Source organism: Bradyrhizobium sp. th-b2 (assembly GCF_000426785.1).
Taxonomy (GTDB): Bacteria; Pseudomonadota; Alphaproteobacteria; order Rhizobiales; family Xanthobacteraceae; genus Bradyrhizobium; species Bradyrhizobium septentrionale.
Genome location: NZ_AUGA01000002.1, coordinates 92,588 through 113,227 on the forward strand (window position 1 = coordinate 92,588; position 20,640 = coordinate 113,227).

The 20,640-nt window shown below is 65.2% G+C and carries 18 protein-coding genes; 12 read left to right on the forward strand and 6 right to left on the reverse strand.

All coding sequences use genetic code 11. The features are described 5' to 3' along the window. The first annotated feature begins 10 nt into the window (after positions 1-10). From K359_RS0103400 to K359_RS0103445, 10 genes are all read left to right on the forward strand, one after another. Positions 11-973, forward strand: coding sequence for an ABC transporter permease (locus K359_RS0103400; RefSeq protein WP_029078087.1), 963 nt, complete (start codon positions 11-13; stop codon positions 971-973). Next, positions 970-1,953 carry an ABC transporter ATP-binding protein gene (locus K359_RS0103405; protein ID WP_029078088.1) on the forward strand — a complete coding sequence of 328 codons (984 nt, stop codon included), beginning with the start codon at positions 970-972 and terminating at the stop codon, positions 1,951-1,953. The genes K359_RS0103400 and K359_RS0103405 overlap by 4 nt, the downstream gene beginning before the upstream one ends. Next, positions 1,950-2,945 carry an ABC transporter ATP-binding protein gene (locus K359_RS0103410; protein WP_029078089.1) on the forward strand — a complete coding sequence of 332 codons (996 nt, stop codon included), beginning with the start codon at positions 1,950-1,952 and terminating at the stop codon, positions 2,943-2,945. The genes K359_RS0103405 and K359_RS0103410 overlap by 4 nt, the downstream gene beginning before the upstream one ends. A gap of 109 nt (positions 2,946-3,054) precedes the next feature. Next, positions 3,055-4,860: a gamma-glutamyltransferase family protein gene (locus K359_RS0103415; RefSeq protein ID WP_029078090.1), complete on the forward strand. Its 1,806-nt coding sequence runs from the start codon at positions 3,055-3,057 to the stop codon at positions 4,858-4,860. Positions 4,861-4,869: 9 nt separating this feature from the next. Continuing rightward, the gene (locus tag K359_RS0103420) at positions 4,870-5,580 is read left to right on the forward strand and encodes a DUF1028 domain-containing protein (protein ID WP_029078091.1); all 711 of its coding nucleotides are present in this window, start codon (positions 4,870-4,872) and stop codon (positions 5,578-5,580) included. Then, positions 5,577-6,566: an ABC transporter ATP-binding protein gene (locus K359_RS0103425; protein WP_029078092.1), complete on the forward strand. Its 990-nt coding sequence runs from the start codon at positions 5,577-5,579 to the stop codon at positions 6,564-6,566. Before K359_RS0103420 ends, K359_RS0103425 begins: the two co-directional genes overlap by 4 nt. After that, the gene (locus K359_RS0103430; protein ID WP_029078093.1) at positions 6,563-7,654 is read left to right on the forward strand and encodes an ABC transporter ATP-binding protein; all 1,092 of its coding nucleotides are present in this window, start codon (positions 6,563-6,565) and stop codon (positions 7,652-7,654) included. The genes K359_RS0103425 and K359_RS0103430 overlap by 4 nt, the downstream gene beginning before the upstream one ends. A gap of 30 nt (positions 7,655-7,684) precedes the next feature. Then, positions 7,685-9,205: an ABC transporter substrate-binding protein gene (locus K359_RS0103435; RefSeq protein WP_029078094.1), complete on the forward strand. Its 1,521-nt coding sequence runs from the start codon at positions 7,685-7,687 to the stop codon at positions 9,203-9,205. 31 nt (positions 9,206-9,236) lie between these two features. Beyond that, complete coding sequence (locus K359_RS0103440) at positions 9,237-10,178, forward strand: ABC transporter permease (RefSeq protein ID WP_029078095.1); 942 nt, start codon at positions 9,237-9,239, stop codon at positions 10,176-10,178. A gap of 4 nt (positions 10,179-10,182) precedes the next feature. Beyond that, complete coding sequence (locus K359_RS0103445) at positions 10,183-11,073, forward strand: ABC transporter permease (RefSeq protein WP_029078096.1); 891 nt, start codon at positions 10,183-10,185, stop codon at positions 11,071-11,073. A 168-nt stretch (positions 11,074-11,241) separates the two neighbouring features. On the opposite strand, the gene K359_RS0103450 is transcribed toward K359_RS0103445, so the two are convergent. The 6 genes from K359_RS0103450 to K359_RS0103475 all read right to left on the reverse strand — a co-directional run bounded on the left by K359_RS0103450 (position 11,242) and on the right by K359_RS0103475 (position 18,450). Further along, positions 11,242-11,985 carry a hypothetical protein gene (locus K359_RS0103450; protein ID WP_029078097.1) on the reverse strand — a complete coding sequence of 248 codons (744 nt, stop codon included), beginning with the start codon at positions 11,983-11,985 and terminating at the stop codon, positions 11,242-11,244. Between the two features lie 203 nt (positions 11,986-12,188). Continuing rightward, positions 12,189-15,287 carry a multidrug efflux RND transporter permease subunit gene (locus K359_RS0103455; protein WP_029078098.1) on the reverse strand — a complete coding sequence of 1,033 codons (3,099 nt, stop codon included), beginning with the start codon at positions 15,285-15,287 and terminating at the stop codon, positions 12,189-12,191. A gap of 81 nt (positions 15,288-15,368) precedes the next feature. Next, positions 15,369-16,562 carry an efflux RND transporter periplasmic adaptor subunit gene (locus K359_RS0103460; protein ID WP_029078099.1) on the reverse strand — a complete coding sequence of 398 codons (1,194 nt, stop codon included), beginning with the start codon at positions 16,560-16,562 and terminating at the stop codon, positions 15,369-15,371. 1 nt (position 16,563) lies between these two features. Further along, the gene (locus tag K359_RS0103465; protein ID WP_029078100.1) at positions 16,564-17,265 is read right to left on the reverse strand and encodes a TetR/AcrR family transcriptional regulator; all 702 of its coding nucleotides are present in this window, start codon (positions 17,263-17,265) and stop codon (positions 16,564-16,566) included. 64 nt (positions 17,266-17,329) lie between these two features. Next, positions 17,330-17,920, reverse strand: coding sequence for a thiamine pyrophosphate-dependent enzyme (locus K359_RS0103470; RefSeq protein WP_029078101.1), 591 nt, complete (start codon positions 17,918-17,920; stop codon positions 17,330-17,332). Continuing rightward, the gene (locus K359_RS0103475) at positions 17,917-18,450 is read right to left on the reverse strand and encodes a thiamine pyrophosphate-binding protein (protein WP_029078102.1); all 534 of its coding nucleotides are present in this window, start codon (positions 18,448-18,450) and stop codon (positions 17,917-17,919) included. The genes K359_RS0103470 and K359_RS0103475 overlap by 4 nt, the downstream gene beginning before the upstream one ends. 207 nt (positions 18,451-18,657) lie before the next feature. Here K359_RS0103475 and K359_RS0103480 point away from each other — a divergent pair, with 207 nt between their 5' ends. Further along, complete coding sequence (locus tag K359_RS0103480; RefSeq protein WP_029078103.1) at positions 18,658-19,881, forward strand: cytochrome P450; 1,224 nt, start codon at positions 18,658-18,660, stop codon at positions 19,879-19,881. Positions 19,882-19,885: 4 nt separating this feature from the next. Continuing rightward, entirely contained in the window at positions 19,886-20,560 is a 675-nt protein-coding gene (locus K359_RS0103485) for a potassium channel family protein (RefSeq protein ID WP_029078104.1), read from the forward strand. Positions 20,561-20,640: the final 80 nt, after the last annotated feature.

The window sequence follows — 20,640 nt, forward strand, 5'->3', positions numbered from 1 at the left end:
AGGCTGACCGATGTCCGACGCCGTCGTCCCCCATCGCTCCGAAGACCAGGCGCACGTACCTGCCGGCTGGTTCAGGCGCGCGCTTGACAGCGACATCTTCTATTCGTTCCGCCGTTCCCGGCTGACGATGGTCGCCGCCGTGATCACGCTGCTGTTCTTCCTGCTGGCGCTCTTCGCGTCGTCGCTGGCGGTGCAGAACCCGTTCGATCCGGCGCAGCTGCAGCTGATCAACTCGCGAATCGCGCCGCTGTGGACCGCCGACGGTCAGAGCCCGTTCCTGCTGGGCACCGACGAGCAGGGCCGCGACGTGCTCTCGGCGATCCTCTACGGCCTGCGCATCTCGCTTGCGGTCGGCATAGCCGGCGTGATCTTCGCCGGCGCGCTCGGCATCGCGCTCGGGCTGGTCGCCGGATATTTCGGCGGCGCGGTCGACAGTGTGATCATGCGGATCGCCGACGTGCAGCTCACCTTCCCGGCGATCCTGATCGCGCTGTTGGTCAATGGCGTCGCCAAATCGCTGCTCGGCAACCGGCTCGACGAGATGAGCACGCTCGGCGTGCTGATCATCGCGATCGGACTCAGTTTCTGGGTGCAATATGCCCGCACCGTGCGCGGTTCGGTGATGGTCGAGAAGAACAGGGATTATGTAGCGGCGGCGCAGCTGATCGGGCTGCCGGCGCCGACGATCATGCTGCGGCACGTGCTGCCGAACACGATGGGTCCCATCCTCGTCATCGCCACTATCAATCTGGCGCTCGCGATCATCACCGAGGCGACGCTGTCATTCCTCGGCGCCGGCATGCCCGATACCATGCCCTCGCTCGGCACCCTGATCCGGATCGGCAACAACTATTTGTTTGCCGGCGAATGGTGGATCGTCGCCTTCCCGGGCATTGCGCTGGCAGGCCTGATCCTCTCCATCAACCTCGTCGGCGACTGGCTGCGCGACGCCCTCAATCCGAAGCTCCGATGAGCAAACCTGTCCTCTCCGTACGCAACCTCGAGGTGGAATTCGTCACCCGCCGCGCGACGTTGCGCGCCATCAACGGCGTGTCGTTCGACATCGCCAAGGGCGAGGTGCTTGGCGTGGTCGGCGAATCCGGCGCCGGCAAATCGGTCACGGGCCTGGCGGTGATCGGGCTGATCGATCCGCCCGGCCGCATCTCCGCTGGCGAGATCGAGCTGTCGGGCACAAGGATCGACCATCTTCCGCCGGAGGAGATCCGCCGCGTCAGGGGCAAGCGGATCGGCATGATCTTCCAGGATCCGCTGACCAGCCTCAATCCGCTCTACCGGATCGGCGACCAGATCATCGAGACCATCCGCACCCACAGCAATCTCACCGAAAGCGCCGCGCGCAAGCGCGCCATCGATCTATTGGCCGAGGTCGGCATTCCCGCGCCGGAGAAGCGCATCGACGGCTACCCGCACGAATTCTCCGGCGGCATGCGCCAGCGCGTCGTCATTGCGCTGGCGATCTGCGCCGAGCCCGAGCTGATCATCGCCGACGAGCCGACCACCGCACTCGATGTTTCCGTGCAGGCGCAGATCATCGCGCTGATCAAGCGGCTCGGCCGCGACCATGGCACCGCCGTGATGCTGGTGACCCACGACATGGGCGTGATCGCCGAGACCTGCGACCGCGTCGCGGTGATGTATTCCGGCCGCATCGCCGAGATCGGCCCGGTGCAGGAGGTGGTGCGCAATCCGCTGCATCCCTACGCCAAGGGCCTGATGGGCGCGATCCCGACGCTCGCGGGCGAGGACAAGCGGCTGGTGCAGATTCCCGGCTCGATGCCGCGGTTGTCGGCGATCCCGCCGGGCTGCCCATTCAATCCGCGCTGTGCGTTTGCCTTCGATCGCTGCCGCGTCGAGCGGCCCGAGCCGATCCGCCAAGGCACACAATCCGTCGCCTGCCATCTGTTCGAGCCCGCCAAGGAGACGGCGGCATGAGCACGGCGCTGATCGAGGTCAAGAACCTGCGCCGTGTCTTCGACGTCTCGAAGCCGTGGCTCAATCGCGTGATCGAGGGTGGTCATCTCGAATTCCTGAAGGCCGTCGACGGCGTCAGCTTCGACATCAAGCGCGGCGAGACGTTTGCGCTGGTCGGCGAGTCCGGCTCCGGCAAGACTACGGTTGCGCGCATGGTTGTCGGCCTGCTGCCGCCGAGTTCGGGCGAAGTCATTATCGACGGCGTCTCGATGACCGATCCGCGGCAGGCCCAGGCGCGCCGTCGGCTGCGCCGGCGCATCCAGATGGTTTTTCAGGACCCCTATGCGAGCCTCAATCCGCGTTACCGGGTCGCCGCCATCGTCGCCGAGCCGATCCGCGCCTTCGACCTGATCCAGGGCGAGCGCGACATCAAGGCCCGGGTCGGCGAATTGCTCTCGCTGGTCGGCCTGCACCCCGACGACGGCCAAAAATTCCCGCACGAATTTTCCGGCGGCCAGCGCCAGCGCATCGCGATCGCCCGCGCGCTGGCGTCGGAGGCCGAGTTCATCGTCTGCGACGAGCCGACCTCGGCGCTCGACGTCTCCGTGCAGGCACAGATCCTCAATCTGATGCGCGATTTGCAGGACAAGTTCGGCCTGACCTATCTCTTCATCAGTCACAATCTCGCGGTGGTCCGTCATATGGCGAGCCGGATCGGCGTGATGTATCTCGGCCGCATCGTCGAGATCGCCGAGGGCCGAAAACTGTTCGAGACCCCGCTTATGCCCTACACCAGGATGCTGCTCGGCGCGGTTCCCGATCTTGCGATGTCCGGGCGCCAGCGCATCCCCGTCAAGGGCGAGATTCCCAACCCGATCGATCCACCGCCGGGTTGCTCGTTCAACCCGCGCTGTCCCCTCGCCTTCGATCTCTGCCGTGAGAGGACGCCGGAACTGATCGATGGCGTCGCCTGCCACGCCGTCAACAATGCCACCGCCGCCGTTCCGGCATGATCACGCGGATGGGAGCGGCCATGTCTACCAAGCGGTTGGCATACCAGCTCGCCTGTGATCAAGTGCGCGCGCACAAGAAACCCAACAAGCCGCCAAACGGTCAATCGTCATGAGCAACGTCAACCCCGATCCGTTCACTACAAGGCCCGAGATCGAAGGCACTTTCGGCGTCGTCACCTCGACGCACTGGATCGCCACCGCGGTCGGCATGGCGGCGCTGGAGAAAGGCGGCAACGCCTTTGATGCGGGGGTCGCGACCGCCTTCACGCTGCAGGTCGTCGAACCGCATTTGAACGGGCCCGGCGGCGACGTGCCTGTTATCGTGCACGACGTCAAGCGCGGCAAAGCCGAAGTGATCTGCGGCCAGGGCCCGGCGCCGGCGAAGGCAACCATCGCGCACTACCGTAGCGAGGGCCTCGATATGGTGCCCGGCACCGGCCTGCTCGCCGCCTGCGTGCCCGGTACGTTCGAAACCTGGATGCTGCTGCTGCGCGACTATGGCACGATGAAACTTCGCGACGTGCTGGAGCCCGCGATCGCTTATGCCCGCGACGGCTATCCGCTGGTCGAGCGTGCATCCGCGACCATCCAGACCGTCGAGCAGCTGTTCCGGAAATACTGGACCACGTCAGCCGACGTGTACTTGCCGAACGGCGAGGTGCCGAAGCCCGGCACCATCTTCACCAACAAGAAGCTCGCCGAGACCTACACACGCATCCTTGAGGAGGCCGAGAGCGCAGGCCACGACCGTGTCGCGCAGATCGAGCGCGCGCGGCAGGCCTGGTCGAAGGGCTTCGTCGCCGAGGCGATCGAAAAGTTCTGCCGCACCCAGGAGGTGATGGACGTCTCCGGCTCGCCGCATCGCGGCGTGCTGTCGGCCGACGACATGGCGCGCTGGCAGCCGACCATCGAGGCGCCGGTGACCTACGATTACGGCCGTTACACCGTGCAGAAGTGCGGCGTTTGGAGCCAGGGTCCGGTGATGCTGCAGCAGCTCGCGCTACTCAAGGGATTTGAGCTCGACGGGCTCGATCCGGCTGGCGCCGACTTCATCCATCTGCAGATCGAAGCCGCCAAGCTCGCTTATGCCGATCGCGAGACATTCTATGGCGATCCCAAGTTCACCGATATCCCGATCGAAACGCTGCTGTCCGATGCCTATAACAACGAACGGCGCAAGCTGATCTCGAAGGAGCATGCCTCGCTCGATTTCCGCCCCGGCTCGCTCGAAGGTTTCGGCGGCGTCGTGAAATTGCGGCGCGCCGAGGGGCATCGCGAGGCCGTCGGCGCCATGGGCGCGGGCGAGCCGACGGTCGGCCGGTTCGGCGAGGTGCGCGGCGACACCGTGCATTTCGACATCATCGACAAGGCCGGCAACATGATCTCGGCGACACCGTCCGGCGGCTGGCTGCAATCCTCGCCCGTGATTCCCGAGATCGGATTCTGCCTCGGCAGCCGCGCCCAGATGTTCTGGCTGGAGGAGAACCACCCTGCCGCGCTCGCGCCGGGCAAGCGGCCCCGCACCACGCTGTCACCGACCATGGCGCTGCGCGACGGCGAGCCGTATCTCTCCTGGGGCTCGCCCGGCGGCGACCAGCAAGACCAGTGGATCACGCAGTTCTTCCTGCGCCACGTCCACGCCAAACTCAATCTGCAGGAGGCGATCGATGCGCCGGCCTGGCACTCCGAGCATTTCCCGATCTCGTTCTGGCCGCGCACTTCGCGGCCCGGCGTGCTGGTGCTGGAAAATCGCGTGCCGAAATCGACCGTCGACGAATTGAAACGCCGCGGCCATGTGGTGGAGATTGGCCCCGATTGGTCGGAAGGCCGCCTCACTGCGGCCTCGAAGGTCGGCCCACGCCGCCGCGCCGCGGCCAACCCGCGCGGCATGCAAGGTTATGCGGCCGGCCGCTAGGGGTTTGGGATGACCTGGTCGATCATCGCCCGCGACAGCGCCACCGGCCAGCTCGGCATCGCCGTCGCGACCCGGTTCTTCGCGGTTGGCGCGCTGGTGCCGCACATGGCGCCCGGGATCGGCGCCGTCGCGACGCAGGCGCTGGTCAATCCCTATTACGGCATCGACGGTCTCGCGCTGCTGCGCGAGGGCAAGAGCCCGCATGAGGTGATCGCGGCGCTGCTTGCGACCGACGGCGGCCGCGAGAGCCGGCAGGTGCATGTCATGGACAGCAAGGGGCGCATCGCCGCACATTCCGGCAAGGACTGCATCGACTGGTTTGGCCACATCGCGGGCGACGGCTTCTCGATCGCCGGCAACATGCTGGCCGGCCCCGCAGTGCTTGACGAGACCGCGCGTGTGTATTCTGCAAACGAAAGGCTTCCGTTCGCCGAGCGGCTGATCACGGCGATGTTCGCCGGCGAAGCGGCGGGCGGCGACAAGCGCGGCAAGCAATCGGCGGCACTCCTGATCCACGGCGCAGAGGAATGGCCGCTGCTCGACCTGCGGGTCGACGACCACGCCGATCCCTTGCGCGAGCTGGAGCGGCTGGAAGCGGTCAGCCGCGAGCACTGGGTGCCGTTCCGGAACTTCATGCCGACCCGGAGCAATCCGGGTGGAACCAGCGACCGCGCCAAGATCGACGCCGGTATCGCAGCGGCAACTGCGAGCCGCGAATGACGGCAGGTCCGCTGATCGAGATCGAGGGCCTGCGCGTCGCCTTCCACGGCGACGACGGTCGCGTGACGCATGCCGTCGACAGCGTGGATCTTTCCGTCGCCAACGGCGCCACGCTCGGCCTGGTCGGCGAGTCCGGCTGCGGCAAGAGCGTGACCTCGCTTGCAATCATGGGGTTGTTGCCGAAACAATCCGCCGAAGTCTCCGGCGCGATCCGCTTCGACGGCTTCGACCTGCTCGACGTGCCGGACGCGACGTTGCGCGACCTGCGCGGCAATCGTCTCGCGATGATCTTCCAGGAGCCGATGACCTCGCTCAACCCGAGCTTCACCATCGGCGACCAGATCGCCGAGACCATCTTGCGCCACCGCGGCGGCTCGCGGCGCGCGGCGCGCGAACGCACCATCGAGCTGCTCCGCCGCGTGCATATCCCCTCGCCCGAGAAACGCATCGACGAGTTCCCGCACAAACTGTCCGGCGGCATGCGCCAGCGCGTGATGATCGCGATGGCGCTGGCCTGCGATCCGCAGCTCCTGATCGCCGACGAGCCGACCACCGCGCTCGACGTCACGCTGCAGGCGCAGATCCTCGATCTGATGCGCGAGCTGAAGGCCGCGAGCCGCGCCGCGATCATCCTGATCACCCACGATCTCGGTGTCGTGGCCGAAGTCTGCGACGAAGTCGCGGTGATGTATGCCGGCGAGATCGTCGAGCGCGCGCCGGTCGACGAGCTGTTCGCCAATCCCCAGCATCCCTACACGGTCGGCCTGCTCGGCTCGATCCCGCGGCTCGACCGCCGCACCAGCCATCTCGCCACCATCGAGGGCATGGTGCCGAACATGGCGAACCCGCCCGCGGGCTGTCGCTTTGCCGCGCGCTGCCCGTTCGTGGAGAATGCCTGCACCAAGTCGCCGCCGCCGCTCGCGATGCTGAGCGCGACCCACGCCTCGCGCTGCATCAGGGCGCCGTTGGAGCAGCTGGTGTCATGACCGTGCTGCTCGAGGTCGAAGGGCTGGTGAAGCATTTCGTCGCGGAACGGTCGGTGTTCGGCCGGCCGACCGCCCATGTAAAGGCGGTCGACGGCGTCAGCTTCACGGTCGAGGCCGGCAAGACGCTGGCACTGGTCGGCGAATCCGGCTGCGGCAAATCCACCGTCAGCCGCCTGGTGCTGCGGCTGATCGAGCCGGATGCCGGACGCATCAGCTTCGAGGGCCGCGACCTCGGCGCGCTCAATGCCGAGCAGTTGCGCGCGTTCCGCCGCGACGCGCAGCTGATCTTCCAGGACCCCTACGCCTCGCTCAACCCGCGCATGACGGTGAGCCAGATCCTGACCGAGCCGCTGGCGCTGCACGATCTGGTACCAGCGGCGCGCCGCCGCGAGCGGGTCGAGGAGCTGCTGCGCCTGGTCGGCCTCGAGCCACGCTTCGCGCGCCGCTATCCGCATGAATTCTCCGGCGGCCAGCGCCAGCGCATCGCGATTGCGCGGGCGCTCGCGGTCGAGCCGAAGCTGATGATCTGCGACGAGCCGGTGTCGGCACTCGACGTCTCGATCCGCTCGCAGATCCTGAACCTGCTGCGCGACCTGCAGGATCGCCTGAAGCTCGCCTACGTCTTCGTGTCGCATGATCTCGCGGTTGTGAAGCACATCGCCGACCGTGTCGCCGTGATGAATCTCGGCACCATCGTCGAGACCGCGGATGCGCAGGCGCTGTTCGCTGCGCCGCGCCATCCTTACAGCCGCGCGCTGTTGTCGGCGATCCCGGTGCCTAAACCGAAGGCAAAGCGCAGCCGGATTGTGCTGCAGGGCGAGCTGCCGAGTGCGCTGCATCCGCCCCCGGGCTGCCGATTCCACACAAGATGTCCCTATGCGATCGAGCGCTGCCGCAGCGAAGTGCCACAGCTCGTTGAAGATGGCACCGGACATGCAACGGCGTGTCATCGGACGGCAGAGCTGCCGCGGGACGACGCCATCGTCCCGTCTGACGGCAGCTTCTCGCCGACGCTGGAAAAACTGCTGGCAGCCTTTGGCGCGGCGGAAGGAGCCGGACGTCCCGGGGTTGGTACAGTCGGGACTTAAGGTCGGCGCGTGAACATGGGGAACGGTGTGATGAAGATGTTTCGTTTGGCGGCGGCGGCCGCGCTGTTGCTCGCGCTCGGCGCGGGCGCCCAAACCCAGGCTCAAGCCCAGACCACGCTGCGCATCGGCCTTGCCGAGGATCCCGACATCCTCGATCCCTCGATCGGGCGCACCTATGTCGGCCGCATCGTCTTTTCCGCCTTCTGCGACAAGCTGTTCGACATCGACGAGAAGCTTAACATCGTGCCACAGCTCGCGCTGTCGTATGAGACCTCCGCTGACGGCAAGGAGATGACGATCAAGCTCCGGCCCGGCGTCAAGTTCCACGACGGCGAGCCGTTCGATGCCGAGGCCGCCAAGTTCTCCCTGGAACGTCATCTCACGCTGCCGACCTCGTTCCGCAGGCCGGAATTGGCCGCGCTCGACCATGTCGACGTCGTCGATCCCCTGACCATCAAGCTGGTGCTCAAGACGCCCTACTCGCCGCTGATCGCGCAGCTGACCGACCGCGCCGGCATGATGGTCTCGCCCAAGGCGGTCAAGGAAGCGGGCGACAAGTTCGGCCTGCATCCGGTCTGCGCGGGACCCTACAAGTTCGTTGAACGCGTGCAGCAGGACCGCATGGTGTTCGAGAAATTCCAGGATTACTGGAACAAGGACAACGTCTTCATCGATCGCGTCGTGTTCCTGCCGATCGTCGACGCCACGGTGCGGCTCGCCAACCTGAAATCCGGTGGGCTCGATCTGATCGAGCGCGTGCTCGCCACCGACATCAAGGACGTGCGCGCCGACAAGCGGCTCGTGCTGTCGACTGCGCCCGAACTCGGCTATCTCGGCCTTACGATCAACGTTGCGAACGACAAGAACAAGGGGCCGCTCAGCCAGTCGGAGAAGGTGCGCCAGGCGCTCGACCTGTCGATCGATCGCGAGGCGCTCAATCAGGTCGTCTTCAACGGCGAGTTCACGCCGGGCAATCAATGGGTCAGCCCTACGCATCCCTATTACCAGAAGGCGTTTCCGGTCCGCGGACGCGATGTCGCCAAGGCCAAGGCGCTGCTGAAGGAAGCCGGTGTCACGCTGCCCGTCGCCGTCGACTACATGATCCCCAAGGGGGCCGAGAACGAGGCGGTGGCTCAGGTCGTGCAGTCGATGGCCGCCGAAGCGGGCTTCGACATCAAGATCCGCGTGGTCGAATTTGCGACGACCTTCAAGCAGGCCCAGGCCGGTGAATTCCAGGTGTTTCAGATCAACTGGAGCGGGCGTATCGATCCTGACGGCAATTCCTACGTCTTCCTGCACACCAAGGCGCCGCAGAACGACGGCGGCTATTCCAATCCGGAAGCCGACAGGCTGATGGAAGAGGCGCGGCTGGTCAACGATCCCGCCCAACGCAAGGCGATCTACGAGAAGATGGCCAAGATCGTGCTCAATGACGAACCCATCATCTACATCTATCACCGCACACTTCTGATCGCACACACCACCAAGGTCGAGGGTTACCGGCAGATGCCGGATGGATTGGTGCGCGTGGTCGGGCTGAAATTGAAATGACCGCCGCAGCGCAGGGGATGCGGAGCCGACGATGCTGAACTTCCTCGCCAAGCGGCTGGTTCAGCTGGTCCCGACGCTGTTCTTTGTCTCGCTCCTGATCTTCTCGCTGCAGCATCTGCTGCCCGGCGATCCGGCACTGGTCATGGCGGGAGAGGAGCGCGATCCCGCCGTCATCGAACAGATCCGCCAGCAGTACCATCTCGATCGGCCGATCCCGGTGCAATATGCCTACTGGGTCAAGGGCGTGCTCACAGGCGACTTCGGCGAGTCCCTGCGCAACAAGATGCCGGTGCTGAGCCTGATCACGCAGAAGCTGCCGGTGACGATGCAGATCGCCGGCATGGCGATCGTGATCGCCTTCCTGATCGGGATTCCCGCCGGCATTATCTCTGCGGTGAAAAAGGGCACCGCCTGGGACTATGGCGCCAATTTGTTCGCGCTGTGGGGCATCTCGACGCCGAATTTCTGGCTCGGCATCATGCTGATCTTCCTGTTCTCCGTTGAACTGGGCTGGCTGCCGGCCTCCGGATACGTACCTTTGAGCGAGAACTGGCGCGCCAGCCTCGCCGCATCCATCATGCCGGCGTTCGTGCTCGGCAACGCGATCGCGGCGATCCTGATGCGTCATACCCGCAGCGCCATGCTGCAGGTGCTGGAGAGCGACTATGTCCGCACCGCACGCGCCAAGGGCCTGTCTGAACGCACGGTGATCCTCAAGCATGCGATGCGCAACGCGCTGACGCCGATCATCACGCTCGGCGCGCTCGAGCTCGGCACGCTGCTGTCGGGGGCGGTCCTCACCGAGCAGATCTTCTCGATCCCCGGCTTCGGCAAGCTGATCGTCGATGCCGTATTCAATCGCGATTACGCGGTCGTCCAGGGCGTGGTGCTGACCACCGCGACGATCTACATCACGCTCAACCTGATCGCCGACATCGCCTACATTCTCGTCAATCCGCGGCTGCGGGGCTGATCGGATGACCGACGCCACACTCGTCACATCAGCTTCGCTTGCCGCCTCCGAGACGCTGGAGAGCCCGGCGCGGCGCGCGTGGCGGCGACTGGTCAGGCGCAAGGGCGCCGTGCTCGGCCTTGCCGTGATCGCAGTCTTCATTCTGCTCGCAATCTTCGCGCCACTGATCGCGCCCTATGATCCGGTCGCGACGAGCTGGTCTTTGGTGCGAAAGCCACCTTCGGCGCAGCACTGGTTCGGCACTGACGACCTCGGCCGCGACGTGCTCGTCCGCGTCATGTTCGGCGCCCGCGCCTCGCTGCTCGCGGGCGTCATCGCGGTCAGCATCGCGCTTGCGGTCGGCGTGCCGCTTGGGTTGCTCGCCGGCTATCGCGGCGGCTTCATCGACGCGCTGATCGGCCGCATCACCGATGCGATGCTGGCCTGCCCATTCCTGATCCTGGCGATCGCGCTGGCCGCCTTCCTCGGCCCAAGCCTCGGCAACGCAATGATTGCGATCGGCGTCTCGGCGACCCCGATCTTCATCCGCCTGACCCGCGGCCAGGTCATGAGCGTCAAGGTCGAGGACTATGTCGAGGCGGCGCGCGCCATGGGCAATCCGCGCTGGCGCATCGCGCTGGTCCACATCCTGCCGAACATCCTGCCGGCGCTCTTGGTGCAGGCGACGCTGTCGATCGCGGCTGCGATCATTGCGGAAGCCGCACTCTCCTTCCTCGGCCTCGGCCAGCAGCCGCCGGCGCCGTCCTGGGGCAGCATGCTCAACGCCGCGCAGCGCTTCCTCACCAGCGCGCCATGGATGGCAATCTGGCCCGGGCTCGCGATCTTCCTGATCGTGCTGTCGTTCAACCTGGTCGGCGACGGCCTGCGCGACGCGCTGGACCCGAAGGCGCGGTAATGTAGTTAGGGGGCCATCCACTCCGTCCCCGTCATCCTGAGGAGCCGCGCTTGCGCGGCGTCGCGAAGGATGCACGGCCCCGCTGGTGGCCGTCGATCCTTCGAGGCTCGCTACGCGAGCGCCTCAGGATGACGGGACCGATGGCGCGAGTCGGTGAGCGATATCCGGCTAAATCACCACTTCCCGCAGTACGCGCCGACAATCCATCTCGTATTCGAGATCGACCACCGGCGGGCGGCAGAAGTGCCAGGTCAGGCCCGAGCGCATGGCGCCGCGGCGGACCAGCTCGTCGACGATCACGGGATGGACATCGTGCACGGTGTAGGCCTGCACCGCTGTCGTCTCCGGCCAGCCGAAGCTGAACTCGGCAAGACGCCGCTCCATCTCGCCCGTGGTGAAGCGGACCTTCTCCCGCCACGCGCCGGGACTGAGATCGCGATAGCAAACGATGCGCTCGGGATAGCTGCCGGCGCCGCCGCGTGCCTCGGCGCCACCTGCGATTACGAAGGACGGGGACGCGCTCGTGCTCGGCCGCGTGAACGAGAACGCATGGAACGACGGCTCGGCCGGCGGATCGATCTCGGGACAGACATTGCTGCGGGCCACCGGGTTGATGGTGCCGTCGAACAGGCCCCATTCGGCGAGCGTCTTGACATAGTGCTGGTTGAAGGCGCGGAAACCGTCCTCGGTGAAGGCGGCCGGCGAGCGCAACTCGCAGGCGCAGAACGAGGTCAGCGGGCGGCCGGCATCCCGGATGTAGGCCGCGATCCGCGCAAAACCTTCCGCAAGCGGCAGCAATCGATCGAAGCGGACCCGCTCGATCTCATAGCCCGCGTTCGCCTGCGCGCCGCTTGAATACTGAAACACGGCCGGAATGAACCGGTAATTGCCCGCCGCAAACTCGCTCGCCATGCCTGTTTCCTCGCCTGTTTTCTCCAGATCTTGTGCGGAGCATAGCGTTTTCGAGCGAAGTGGTCTCCCGGTTCGCGGGAGGAAAGCGCGTCAAACCAAAGAGGCCTCTGCGCCCCCGTCGGCAATGCCCGTCACCGGACAAAGAAAAGGCGGCAGTGGCTTTCGCCAGTGCCGCCTCTCCTGCGAGCATGAGCTTGGAGGACTCAGGTCGGTTTGAGCGCACCGCCACCGCCGAGCTCGTAGTCGGCGATCTGCTTGGCGCGGTCGGAACGGGCCGCGGCCTGGTGGTCGGTCGCGATCACCGTGTAGACCATCGGCAGCACGAACAGGGTAAACAGCGTGCCAATCGTCATGCCGGTGACGACCACGAGCCCGATCGAGAAGCGGCTGGCGGCGCCGGCGCCCGAGGCGGTGAGCAGCGGCAGCAGGCCGGTGACCATGGCCGCCGTCGTCATCAGGATCGGACGCAGACGAATTCGGGCCGCCATCTCGATCGCCGAGCGACGGTCGAGTCCCTCGTTGAGCTGCAGCTCGTTGGCGAACTCCACCATCAGAATGCCGTGCTTGGTGATCAGTCCGACCAGCGTCAGCAGGCCCACCTGGGTGTAGATGTTCATGGTGGCGACGCCGAAGAACAGCGGGATCAAGGCGCCGACGATCGCCATCGGCACGGAGATCATGATCACGAACGGATCGCGCAGGCTCTCGAACTGCGCCGCCAGCACCAGGAAGATGATGATGATGGCGAACGCGAAGGTGACCAGCAGCTGGTTGCCTTCATGGACGTATTGCCGGGAGTCGGCCAGGAAGTCGTAGGTGAAGCCGGACGGCAGCTTCTTGGCTTCACCCTGCAGGAACTCCACCGCCTGCCCCATCGAGACGCCGGGCATCGGCACGGCCTGGAAGGTCGACGAGTTGAGCTGGTTGTAGTGGGTCAGCGCGTTCGGATCGACACCGGTCTCGACCGTAACCACGGTCGACAGCCGCACCAGCTGCCCGGTCGCGGTCGGGACATAGTAGTTGTCGAACGATTCCGGCGCGAGCCGGCTGGCGCGCGGCACCTGCGGGATCACCTGATAGGAGCGTCCTTCCAGGTTGAAGCGGTTGACGTAGTTGCCGCCGAGCAGCGTCGCCAGCGCGCCGCCGATCGACTGCATGGTGATGCCGAGGTCGCTCGCCTTGGAACGATCGACCTTCACCCGGACCACCGGCTGGTTGAAGTCGAGATCGCTGTCGGTGACGATGAACAGGCCGCTCTTGCGCGCGGCATCCTTGAGCTTGTTCATCTGGTCGAACACCTGCTGGAAGCCGGCCGTCGAGCTGATCACCATCTGCACCGGCAGACCGCCGGGTCCGCCGGGTAGCGGCGGCAGACTGAACGCGAACGCGCTGACACCCTCGATCTTGGACAGCTCGGCCTGCATTAACGGCTGTAGCGCCTGCGCACTCCGCTTGCGCTCGTCCCACGGCTTAAGCAGTGCGCCGGCGAAGCCGCCCTGCGGACCGGTGATGCCGTTCAGGATGAACCGCAGGTCGGTCTCGGGGAACTTCTGGAACTCCTTGTCCATCTTGTCGCTGTAGAAATCGATGTAGTCGATGTTGGCGTATTTCGGCGCCTTGGTGATCGCAAACACGATGCCCTGGTCTTCCTGCGGCGCCAGCTCCTTCTGGATGTGCATATAGAGGAAGCCGACCAGGCCGAGGATGGTGAGGGCGAACAGCGCCGTGATCGGGCGATAGTCGAGCGAGCGGTCGAGCAGACGGCCATAGCCGCGGGTGATCGCGCCGAACACGCGATTGACCAGCCTGGCGAAACGCCCCTCTTCCGCACTCTTGAGGAACACCGAGCACATCATCGGCGACAGCGTCAGCGCGATCACGCCCGACACGATCACGGAGCCCGCCAGCGTGAAGGCGAATTCGCGGAACAACGTGCCGGTGACGCCGCCAAGGAAGCCGATCGGCGCGTACACCGCCGCCAGCGTGATCGTCATCGAGACGACCGGACCGACGATCTCGCGCGCACCTTTCAGCGATGCCTGCACTGGTGGCAGGCCCTCCTCGAGATGTCGATGGATGTTCTCCACCACCACGATGGCGTCGTCGACCACGAGGCCGATTGCCAGCACCATCGCCAGCAGCGTCAGCAGGTTGAAGCTGAAGCCTGCGGCCAGCATCAGGATGCAGACGCCGATCAGCGACAGCGGAATGGTGACGACGGGGATGATCACCGAGCGGAGCGACGCAAGGAACAAGAAGATGACGACGACGACGATCAGGACCGCTTCGGTGAGCGTCTTCTCGACCTCGTCGATCGACGATTGGATGAACTTGGTGGAGTCATAGGCCACCTTCATCTTCATCGACGGCGGCAGGTTGCGCTCGAGGCTGGGAAACAGCGCCCGCACGCCCTGCACCAGGGTCAGCGGGTTGCCCTGCGGCGTCGCCTTGATGCCGATGAAGATCGCATGCTCGCCGTTGAAGGCGACGCTGGCATCCGTGCTCTGCGCCGCGAGCTCCACCGTCGCGATGTCCTCGATGCGCACGAACCCGCCGTCCTTCGACTTCACGATCATGCGCTTGAACTGATCGATGTTCTGAAGGTCGGTATTGGCCGAGACGTTAGAGACGATGAAGAAGCCCTTGGTCTGGCCGGCAGCCGCCTGGAAGTTGTTGGCGGCGATTGCGGCGGCAACGTCGTTGGGCGACACGCCGCGTCCGGCCATGCGGGTCGGATCGAGCCAGACGCGCATCGCGAAGGTCTGGCCGCCCAGGATGTCGGCCGAGGCGACGCCGTCGACCGTCGAGAGCACCGGCTGCACGACGCGGGTCAGATAGTCGGAGATCGCCGATCCGGTCAGCTCTTCGCTGGAGAATCCGAGATACATCACCGCGATGGTGTCACCGGTCGCCTTGCTCACGACCGGATCGAACGCTTCCTTCGGGATCAAATATTTGACCGAGTTGACCTTGGCGAGCACCTCGGTCAGCGCCTGGTTCGGATCGTGGTTGAGCTTGACGTAGACCTGGATCGTCGAGGTGCCGAGCACCGAGTTCGACGTCATGTAGTCGACGCCTTCAGCCGACGCGACCGCCTGCTCGATCGGCGTCGTGATGAAGCCGTTGATCAGCTCCGGCGACGCACCGGGATATGACGTGGTGATCGTCACGACGGTGTTCGAGAGATTCGGATATTGCCGGATCGGCAGCACCATCGCCGCGCGCAAGCCGATCAGCAGGATCAGCAGGCTGACGACGACCGACAGCACCGGGCGCTTGATGAAAATATCAGTGAAGGCCATCGCCAACTCGATTCGTGTTGTCTGCCGGTTTGCGGCAGGTGGCGGAGGGCCAATCGGCCCTCCGAGTTCAGATAATGGAGATCAGTAACGCGGCGCCTCGGCCGGAATCGGCGGCGGCGGATCGGTCGAGATCGCGACCGCCATGCCCGACTGCAACTTGATCTGTCCGACGGCGACGACCTTGGCCCCGGGCTTGAGGCCCTTGAGGATCTCGACACGTCCCTCGACGCGATTGCCGGTCTTCACGAATGTGCGGTCCGCGGTCAGCGTGGTCTTGCCGTCGTCGCCCTTCTTCTCGGTGATCAGGAACACCGAGTCGCCGTACAGCGTGTAGTCGACCGCCGTTTCAGGGACGGTGACGACCGGCGGCTTCTCGGGCAACACGATCGTGGTGGTCGCGAACATGCCGGGCTTGAGGATGCTGTCCGGATTCTGGATCGTGGCCTGGACCCGGATGTTGCGGGTGTCGGTCGAGATCTGCGGCTCGATGGTGGTGAGCTTGCCCTCGAAGGTACGGCCCGGATAGGCATCGACCGCGATGCGCACGGTCTGGCCGACCTTGATCTGCGAGCTCTGCTTCTCGGTCACGGTCAGGTTGGCGTACAGCACCGACAGATCGGTGAGCGACACGATCTGCGTGCCGGCCGTCAGATACTGGCCGACTTCGACCTGGCGAACGCCGAGATCGCCTTCGAACGGCGCGCGCACCAGCTTCTGCGAGATCAGCGCTTCGGTCCTGGCGATGCCCGCCTTGGCCTGGTCGTAGGTCGCCTGCGCGGTGTCGACGGTCGACTGCGGTCCGAACTGGCGTGACGCGAGTTGCTTGGCGCGGTCGAGCTGCTGCTCGCCGACGGTCGCCTGCGCCTTGAAGCTGGCGAGGTCGCCCTGCTCAGGCGCATCGAACAGCTGCACCAGCGGCGTCCCCGCCTTCACATGGCTGCCGGCGGTGAACAGAATCTCGGTGATGCGGCCCGACACGTCGGTGGTGACGTTGACCTGGTGCACGGCGACGAGATCGCCGACCGCACTCAACAGGTTCGGAATCACCTCGGACTTCGCCTCGACGGCGGTCACGTTCGACGGCGGCGGCTTATTGTTGGCGAAGAACTGCGCGATCATGTGGCTGCGGAAGGCGTTGAAGCCGACCAGTGCGCCGACCAGCAGAGCCAGCAACAGGCCTACGATGATGAACCAGCGCACCATGCGGACGGGGCGCTTGGCCTGTTTTTCCTTGAGCGGTTGTCCCGAGATGTGACTTTCGGTCTGGATATTCATGTCATGCACTTTCTGCAGTTACCGACGGTCCTGCGATCGGCGACGGCTGGCGGCCCAAATGAGTTGAGATTGCGGCCTCGGTAAGTCCGATGCCGCGAAGGATGAATTGGCAAAGCTGCCGCTCGGCCGCTGCGGCATCGCCGTAGGGGAGACACGGTGTCGCAGGCAGCTGCGTCAACGCGCTCATAAGCACGGTGTGGTGCGCAAACCAGAACAGGTTGAGCGGCTGGTCGCCGATCTGCGTGGCCTCGCCGGCAGCGATCGCCCGCTCGAGCGAGGCGGCGAAGGCCGGACCGATCAGCTTGCCGACCTTGTCGTAGAGCAGGCGCGCGAACTCGCCGTCATCGAGATGGCTCGTCACCATCAGCCGCATCCGCTGCGCCTCTTCCTGGTCCGGCGCATCCCGCAGTTGCATGAAGTGGCCGACCATGCCCTGCACCAGCTCGACCAGCGTCGCGGTCGAGGGCTCCTGGCCGAGCAGATGCGCGAGGTCAGGATCGGCCTCGCACTCTTCGGCAAGGATTTCGGCGTAGAGCGCCGCCTTCGACGGGAAGTGCTTGAACAACAGCCCTTCCGAAATGGCAGCCGCGGCCGCCACGCTCTTTGTCGTGGTGCCGGCAAAGCCGTTGCGGGCGAAGCATCGCTTTGCAGCGCTCAGGATCAACTGACGCCGCAAGTCACTCGTCATGCGTAAAGTAGACATTTGGGTCGTGAGTAATCACTCACTTTACCGAAAGTCAAGGTTCTATTGCACCGCGAAAGCCACTTTAAATTGGAGTGTGGCCGACAGACCCGCGGATGCGGTTGACGATGTAGGTGCCGTCGCGGCTGGACAGCACGCGTTCCAGATTGGCCCCGTCGATCTTCGCGCTGGCGAACCGCGGCCCCGCGGTAACGTCTTGCAAAGACGAAGCAAAAGCCTCGACCTCGGCCATCGTGCTGATCGAGCGGCTATCCCCGATTCCGCACGCTTTGGCAACACCCACGAGGTCGGCGGGCCCGCCGGTGTGGCTGGACTGGCCGCCGGTCTCACCATAGGCCTCGTTGTCCAGCACGATGATCGAGAGGTTTTTGGGCTGCTGCAGCCCGACCGTCGCGAGGCTCCCGATCCCCATCAGCATCTCGCCATCGCCGGTGATCACGACGACCGGCAGCGTCGGCTGGGCCAGCGCTAGGCCGAGCCCGATCATCACGGCGCCGCCCATGCCGCCCCAGAGATAGAAGTTGCGGTCATCGTCGCCGGCGGCGGCGATGTCATAGGTGGAGGCGCCGAGGCCGCCGACGGCGAAGGCGCCGTTGCGATTCCTAAGCAGTTCGGAAACGACCGCGCGGCGATCGAGGAGATTGGCTTTGCTCATTTGGTGAAAACCTTTGCCCCGATCAGGCGCTGCGACAGCAACACGGCGGTCGGCGTGCAGGCGTTGTAGGCTTGCGCTGCGCCGGCCTCGACAACTTCGCGCACCTCATCCGGATGCGAGGCGCGGAGCACCTTGATCCCCGACAATTCGAGAATGCCTTGCGTGTTCGAACCCATCGGCACCTGCCACGGATTGAACTCGCCCCATTCGCCGCGCATCGTCACCAGCGTGAGGAACGGCAAGCGAAAGATCTGCACCAGCGACAGCATGTTGATGCAATTGCCGACTCCGCTCGACTGCATCAGCAGCACGCCGCGCTGGCCGCCGGCCCAGGCGCCCGCCAGCAGCGCCACGCCCTCCTCCTCGGTGGTCAGCGCAATGCCGCGCATCGAGGATGAGCCCAGCACGCGCTCGATCAGCTCTGAGTGCCCGGCGTCCGGCACGTAAGGCACCTGGCGCACCTCGAAGCGCTGCAATATCGAGAAGATCTCCTCGGGCCAGGAGGCCGCGGTCTCGGCACGGGCATGCATCGGCGTTTCCGGTCTCTGTTGTTTGGCTGCGACTGTAGTGGGGTGCGCGCGCTTCATCAAAGCGCAAAACCGCATATGGCTCTGCGATTTACTCGCATCGGATCGCGTGCGCCGCGCTGTTCCCGCGACCTGCAAATTGTGTTGCGTGGCCGCCGCCTGCGGCTTACGATAGTTGCAAATGAAACTAATCAGGGTTGGATTTCCGCCATGGACGGGCACGCGCGAGAGCTGGCTGACGGTTTCGACCTCGAGAAGCTGACGCCGGACTTCTACGCCAACCCCTACCCGACCTATCGGGCGCTGCGGGAGACTTCGCCGGTCAAGCGGCTGCCGAACGGCTGCTATTTTCTCACCCGCTATGATGACCTGATCGCCGCCTACAAGAACACCAAGGCGTTCTCCTCCGACAAGAAGAAGGAGTTCTTGCCGAAATACGGCAACTCGCTGCTCTACGAGCACCACACGACGAGCCTCGTCTTCAACGATCCGCCGGCGCACACCCGGGTGCGGCGGCTGATCATGGGCGCATTGTCGCCGCGGGCGATCGCCGGGATGGAGCCGGACCTGATCGCGCTGGTCGACAGCCTGCTCGACCGGATCGAGAGCAAAGAGCGCTTCGAACTGATCGGTGACTTCGCCTCCGCCATTCCGGTTGAGGTGATCGGCAATCTGCTCGACGTGCCGCACGACGAACGCGAGCCGCTGCGCGACTGGTCGCTGGCGATCTTGGGTGCGCTGGAGCCGGTGATCGGCAAGGAGGCGTTCGACCGCGGCAATAATGCGGTCAAGGATTTCCTCGCCTATCTCGAAACCCTGGTCGAACGCCGCCGTGCCAAACCGGGCAATCCCGAGCGCGACGTGCTGACCCGGCTGATTCAGGGTGAGGACAATGGCGAGCGGCTGACCGCGAAGGAATTGCTGCACAATTGCATCTTCCTGCTCAACGCCGGCCACGAGACCACGACCAATCTGATCGGCAATGGGCTGGTGACGCTGACCCAATACTCCGAGGAGAAGCAGCGGCTGATCGCGCAGCCTGAGCTGATCAAGACCGCGGTCGAGGAGATGCTGCGTTACGAAAGCTCGAACCAGCTCGGCAACCGCATGATCGTGGAGGAGACCGAACTCAGCGGCATCAGGCTGCCGGCCGGCACGCTGGTCACGCTGTGCATCGGCGCAGCCAACCGCGACCCCGCGCAGTTCCCCGACCCTGAACGCTTCGACGTCGCGCGCACCCCGAACCGACACCTCGCCTTCGGCACCGGCGCGCATCAATGCGCGGGCATGGCGCTGGCGCGGCTCGAAGGCGCCATCGCGATTTCGCGATTCCTCAACCGCTTCCCGAACTATGTGCTCGACGGCGAGCCGGTGCGTGGCGGACGGGTCCGCTTCCGCGGCTTCCTCAGCGTGCCATGCCGGCGCGACGCGTGATCCGATGACCACAAGGCAAATACGCGAACGCTGGGGCGATTCGCTGCTGACGGTGCTGACCGTGCTGCTGCTGGTCATGATGTTCGTGGTGGCGCCGCTGCAAGCGCTCGGCCTGTTCGAGTTTCAGGTGTTCGAGCTGCTGCTCGCCATCTTCCTGGTCGGCGGCGTGTTCGTGATGTCGGGCAGCGCGCTTGCCGTCGTCACGATGCTGATCGCGCTTGCGATGATCGTGACCGGCGCGATCCTCCGTCTGCGCTCGCCTTCGATCCTCGACCTCAATCTGTTCGCCGGCGCCTGGCTTTTGGTCGGCATCACGATGGCGGTGACGGTCGCGCAGGCAACCTTCGCGCCGGGACGCGTCACCTATCACCGGGTGATCGGCGCGGTGCTGCTCTACCTCGCGGTCGCGGTGATCTTCGCGGCGCTCTACACCTTCATCGGCACGCTGGTGCCGAATGCGTTTGCCGGCATGAAGGTCGAGGACCGTCCGTCGCTCGCGAGCCAGCTGATCTATTTCTCCTTTGCCACGCTGACGACGACCGGCTATGGCGACGTCGCGCCGTTGCACCCGATTGCGCGCAGCCTCTGCAATGTCGAGGCGATCTTCGGCCAGCTCTACCCCGCGACGCTGCTGGCGCGGCTCGTCACGCTCGAGATCGCGCACCGCGATCAGGACTGAAGCAACGCTGCCGGGGTGGACCGAATTTGGTCCACAGCAATCCTTTAAGCTGCGCCAGCCGATGCCCAAATCAGTGATAG

Coding starts and splice junctions, on each gene's coding strand:
- K359_RS0103485 (WP_029078104.1), top strand. CDS start 19,886: ATGACCACAAGGCAAATACGCGAACGCTGGGGCGATTCGCTGCTGACG.
- K359_RS0103420 (WP_029078091.1), top strand. CDS start 4,870: ATGACCTGGTCGATCATCGCCCGCGACAGCGCCACCGGCCAGCTCGGC.
- K359_RS0103475 (WP_029078102.1), bottom strand. CDS start 18,450: ATGCATGCCCGTGCCGAGACCGCGGCCTCCTGGCCCGAGGAGATCTTC.
- K359_RS0103415 (WP_029078090.1), top strand. CDS start 3,055: ATGAGCAACGTCAACCCCGATCCGTTCACTACAAGGCCCGAGATCGAA.
- K359_RS0103445 (WP_029078096.1), top strand. CDS start 10,183: ATGACCGACGCCACACTCGTCACATCAGCTTCGCTTGCCGCCTCCGAG.
- K359_RS0103410 (WP_029078089.1), top strand. CDS start 1,950: ATGAGCACGGCGCTGATCGAGGTCAAGAACCTGCGCCGTGTCTTCGAC.
- K359_RS0103440 (WP_029078095.1), top strand. CDS start 9,237: ATGCTGAACTTCCTCGCCAAGCGGCTGGTTCAGCTGGTCCCGACGCTG.
- K359_RS0103470 (WP_029078101.1), bottom strand. CDS start 17,920: ATGAGCAAAGCCAATCTCCTCGATCGCCGCGCGGTCGTTTCCGAACTG.
- K359_RS0103430 (WP_029078093.1), top strand. CDS start 6,563: ATGACCGTGCTGCTCGAGGTCGAAGGGCTGGTGAAGCATTTCGTCGCG.
- K359_RS0103400 (WP_029078087.1), top strand. CDS start 11: ATGTCCGACGCCGTCGTCCCCCATCGCTCCGAAGACCAGGCGCACGTA.
- K359_RS0103480 (WP_029078103.1), top strand. CDS start 18,658: ATGGACGGGCACGCGCGAGAGCTGGCTGACGGTTTCGACCTCGAGAAG.
- K359_RS0103425 (WP_029078092.1), top strand. CDS start 5,577: ATGACGGCAGGTCCGCTGATCGAGATCGAGGGCCTGCGCGTCGCCTTC.
- K359_RS0103405 (WP_029078088.1), top strand. CDS start 970: ATGAGCAAACCTGTCCTCTCCGTACGCAACCTCGAGGTGGAATTCGTC.
- K359_RS0103455 (WP_029078098.1), bottom strand. CDS start 15,287: ATGGCCTTCACTGATATTTTCATCAAGCGCCCGGTGCTGTCGGTCGTC.
- K359_RS0103460 (WP_029078099.1), bottom strand. CDS start 16,562: ATGAATATCCAGACCGAAAGTCACATCTCGGGACAACCGCTCAAGGAA.
- K359_RS0103435 (WP_029078094.1), top strand. CDS start 7,685: ATGAAGATGTTTCGTTTGGCGGCGGCGGCCGCGCTGTTGCTCGCGCTC.
- K359_RS0103465 (WP_029078100.1), bottom strand. CDS start 17,265: ATGTCTACTTTACGCATGACGAGTGACTTGCGGCGTCAGTTGATCCTG.
- K359_RS0103450 (WP_029078097.1), bottom strand. CDS start 11,985: ATGGCGAGCGAGTTTGCGGCGGGCAATTACCGGTTCATTCCGGCCGTG.